This is a genomic window from Brevinematia bacterium (genome assembly GCA_039630355.1).
Classification (GTDB): domain Bacteria; phylum Spirochaetota; class Brevinematia; order DTOW01; family DTOW01; genus SKYB106.
In genome coordinates, this window is sequence record JBCNVF010000040.1 from 1 (window position 1) to 3,766 (window position 3,766).

Below are 3,766 nucleotides of genomic sequence, written 5' to 3' on the forward strand. Positions count from 1 at the left end.
ATTCCTATACTCGTATCACTTCCCACATTTTCGTAGCTATCTGGCACCGAAACTTCCCATCTCTCCATCTTTATATTATATGTTATATACCTCAGACTGCCAACAGTGTAGTTGTAATAAGAAATATGTGGCACTCCCCTATCATCAACCACTATACTCGTATACCTTCCCGCTTTATCTTGCTGATCCAGAGTAACAACTTTCCACTCCTTACCCTCTTTCACAGCATACCTAAGATCCTCATCATCCCACTTCTCGTTTACATACGCATACGAGATATGTATCCTATCAAATCTGTCAACAAATATAGAAGGATATTTTCCCGAATTAACATCTTTATCTACAACTTGTATCTCCCACTTATCAGAACCGCTCCTTTTCAAACCAAAAAACAAATTCTTCAATTCTATGTTATAGTAAGCTATGTAGATATTTTTTTCTTCATCCAAAAACGATGCTATGTGAAACCCTGCACCGAATGTCTTATCTACAACCTCCTCAAACCAATTGTCTATATAAACCACTAAACTCACCTCAGCCATATTACCAACCCTATCAGTTACAGACACCACTATCCGATTTTTACCATTCTTGAACTTAGTGGAATCAAAATAAAACACCACTTTGTCTTTCTCCTTCCTATAAGCAAGCTTTTCTTTACCCAATAAGGCTGTAAAATCCCCTATCCCAGCCTCATCCTCAAACTTAGATGAAAAGTAAAACGTTCCCCTCACAACAGTATTATTCGTAATATCTTCAAAGTAAATTCTAGGTGGAGTTTTATCAACCTTTATCCACTTTGAAGTTTCATAACTCCTTCCTTCTATATCTTCCACTTTTGCAGTGAGTATATAGGTCCCACTGGGTAAAGCTTCCAAATCAAGATCTACAGTTAATCCCGGCTCCCTAAAGAACTCTGAAAACAACTTTCTATCCTGAACATCCGAGATCTCTAACTTTACCCCCTTAATGTACTCAAGTAACTTTGACTCAAATTCCTTATCAGAGTTCACCCTGTAGCTTACTTGAACACTATCTCTATAATACCCCGATACACTTTCTTCAAGGACCAAAGATATAGAAGATACATACTCTCTCTTCTCCTCAACCTTCTCCTCTAATTTCTCCTCCAATTTTTTATCTATGGGAGCCAGTGTCTCAGAAACTACTTCCTCATACTTCCTTATTCCCCTTATTCTCACAGACCTATACTTCACCTTCTTTGGTTTTACAACGTAAGGTTTACTATAGAAGAAATACACCCCCTTCCTATACACTTCTACAGAGTCCTCTTCAATAACACATTCAAGGAAGTTCGTCTTATCAACCAGCTGTGTATCAAACGATATTCTCTCCTTTAGAGGAGATAAGTATACAAGAGTTTTGTTAATCAACACCTTAATGTTACCCTTCTGATTTAAATCCCCCCTTACTTCAAGCACAACATTTAGCTTCTCATTTGTCACAACTTCACTTTCCTTAGGCGATACAAAAACCAAAGAATAAGCTCTCTCTACCTTACTCTCACATTTACAACCAATTAACCCCACCCATACCCAAGCAAAAGACAAAACAAACCAAAAAAACCCATACTTCCAACTTCTCATACTCCACTCCTCTCTGGATAACCCAGATAACCACAACCAATTGTTAAATAAGACAAATGACACTTTCAATTTACTCTTAGCTAGGAAAACAAGGTTTTAATTTCCTGTTTGCTTACCCCTCTTAGCTGAGCGTATCTGCAATCGCAAGATATCGCCCTACCTCAGACTCCTATTACAAACTTTTCTCTTACACCCTTTTCAAGATATAGCTTCTGACGAAGCTTTCTACAAACCATGAACAATTAAGTTGTGAGAAGTCCTAGGTTCTTTTATAATTTGGTTGTAGTAGTGTAATCAGGGGAAAAGGAGGATAGGGTTTATGGATCTGAGAAAGATACTTTCCGCAGTTTTTACATCCATCACACTGATCTCAATAATGACTCTTTCAGGCTGTGGAGAGGGCTCAAAAGTTGAAGAATACAAGATTGCAGTAGCTGCTCCTCTTACTGGTGACATTGCTACACTCGGTCAGGGTATAAAAAGGGGTGTAATACTTGCTTACATTGAGATGACCAATACCTACACTAATGCTAAGATTTCTCTTGAGTATTTTGACGACAGAGCTAACGAAGGCGAAGCAGTGAACGTAGCCGAGAAAATAGCTTCAGACAATAGAATAATAGGAGTTGTAGGACATCTAAACAGTGGCTGTTCTATACCAGCGTCAGCTGTTTATAACAAAAGAAATCTGCCAATGATAACACCCGCATCAACAAACCCAAAACTTACACTGCAAGGCTTTAAAAACGTTTTCAGAGTCTGTCCAACTGATGCCCAACAAGGACCAATAGCAGCAAAATTTCTCGTAAAAAAGAATATAAAGAAGATATACATAATTGATGACAAAACTGAATATGGTCAAGGTCTAGCAGATGAGTTTGAGAAGGAATTTAGGAGGCTAGGAGGTATAGTTCTAGGTAGGGACTCAATAACAGTAGGATCAAGAAATTTTAAAGCCTTGCTTACAAAAATCAAGCAAACGAAACCCGAAGCTGTATTCTTTGGCGGAGTTTATGTTGAGGGAGCATTGCTAACAAAACAAGCTGATGAAGTTGGTCTAAACGTACCCTTTGTCGGCGGAGACGGACTTAAGACCGATGAATACATAAAAATCGGTGGATCTTTCACTGAAGGAGATATCGTAACCTTCATAGGCAAACCAATAGAAGAGGAAAGTGAGTTTTACAAAAAGTACAAATCCTTATTCCCCAAGGATGAAATAGGTCCATTTGACTTCAATTCCTACATATCTGCAAAAATACTCTTCTCAGCACTGACCAACTTACTAGCAGAAAAAGGAACTTACAACAGAGAATTAGCAAACGAATTTATAAGAAAAACTGAATTCAAAGAAGATATGTTCACAGTTAAGTTTGATACCAAAGGTGACAATATAAACTCTGTATTCACAATATACATCGTAGAAAACTCCAAGTTTAAGGTAATAGAAATAATTGAATAGAAAATGGTTCAAAAACACAGCCACAACATAGGATTCTTGGAATTCACAACAAAAAAAGAAATACTAAATGCTTTCTTCATGTTCAAAAACATTCTCAAAGAAAAAGACGAAATTGCTCTAGGCATAGCTCTAATCAAGAGTGGTTATGCCCTTCCCGGCTTAAGAGTGCTCTACAGATATTCCACTGCCGATACACTCAAAAGAATATTTTCAAAGGTAATACTTCTGCCAAGTGATATAGCAAACATCTTTTTCCAAACGGTTTCGCTAAATGATGTCAAGCTAAGAAAATTTGTAAACAGTGTCGGCATACTGTCAAAAGAAATTGATGTTAAAAGTATTGAAGAGCTTGATGTCAAGGAAGTGATAATAAACGGCTTTCCAGATGATATAAACCTCACAAAACTTAAGGATAACACAATTGTTTCCTCAATAAACTACTATGTAGACGAAAGCAACAAACTCGTTGTGCTAGTAAATGGATTGAGATTCTTCCTACCCAATGAGATCACCCAGTTCGTTGGAAAGGAAAATCTATCAATACAACTGAAAGCAATACTCAACTTCGGATTTCCCGATGAGAGAGTCTTTTTCAGAATAACTAAATGCATGCATGATAGCGATACAACTCCTTATTTTGACCCTATGATAAAGATTGACTCTCTGATAGCTAAAATAGAAGCCGAAGAATTTGTAA

At 37.2% G+C, this 3,766-nt stretch carries 3 protein-coding genes; 2 read left to right on the top strand and 1 reads right to left on the bottom strand.

Annotated features, from left to right (window positions below; all coding sequences use genetic code 11):
- Nucleotides 1-1,607 (bottom strand): hypothetical protein (locus ABDH28_03170; GenBank protein ID MEN2998020.1); only part of this gene is annotated, 1,607 nt, incomplete at its 3' end.
- A gap of 319 nt (nucleotides 1,608-1,926) precedes the next feature.
- Here ABDH28_03170 and ABDH28_03175 point away from each other — a divergent pair.
- Together ABDH28_03175 and ABDH28_03180 are read left to right on the top strand one after the other, a co-directional pair.
- Nucleotides 1,927-3,069 (top strand): branched-chain amino acid ABC transporter substrate-binding protein, encoded by a 1,143-nt coding sequence (locus ABDH28_03175; GenBank protein MEN2998021.1) that lies wholly within the window; start codon nucleotides 1,927-1,929, stop codon nucleotides 3,067-3,069.
- 3 nt (nucleotides 3,070-3,072) lie between these two features.
- Nucleotides 3,073-3,766 (top strand): hypothetical protein (locus tag ABDH28_03180; GenBank protein ID MEN2998022.1); only part of this gene is annotated, 694 nt, incomplete at its 3' end.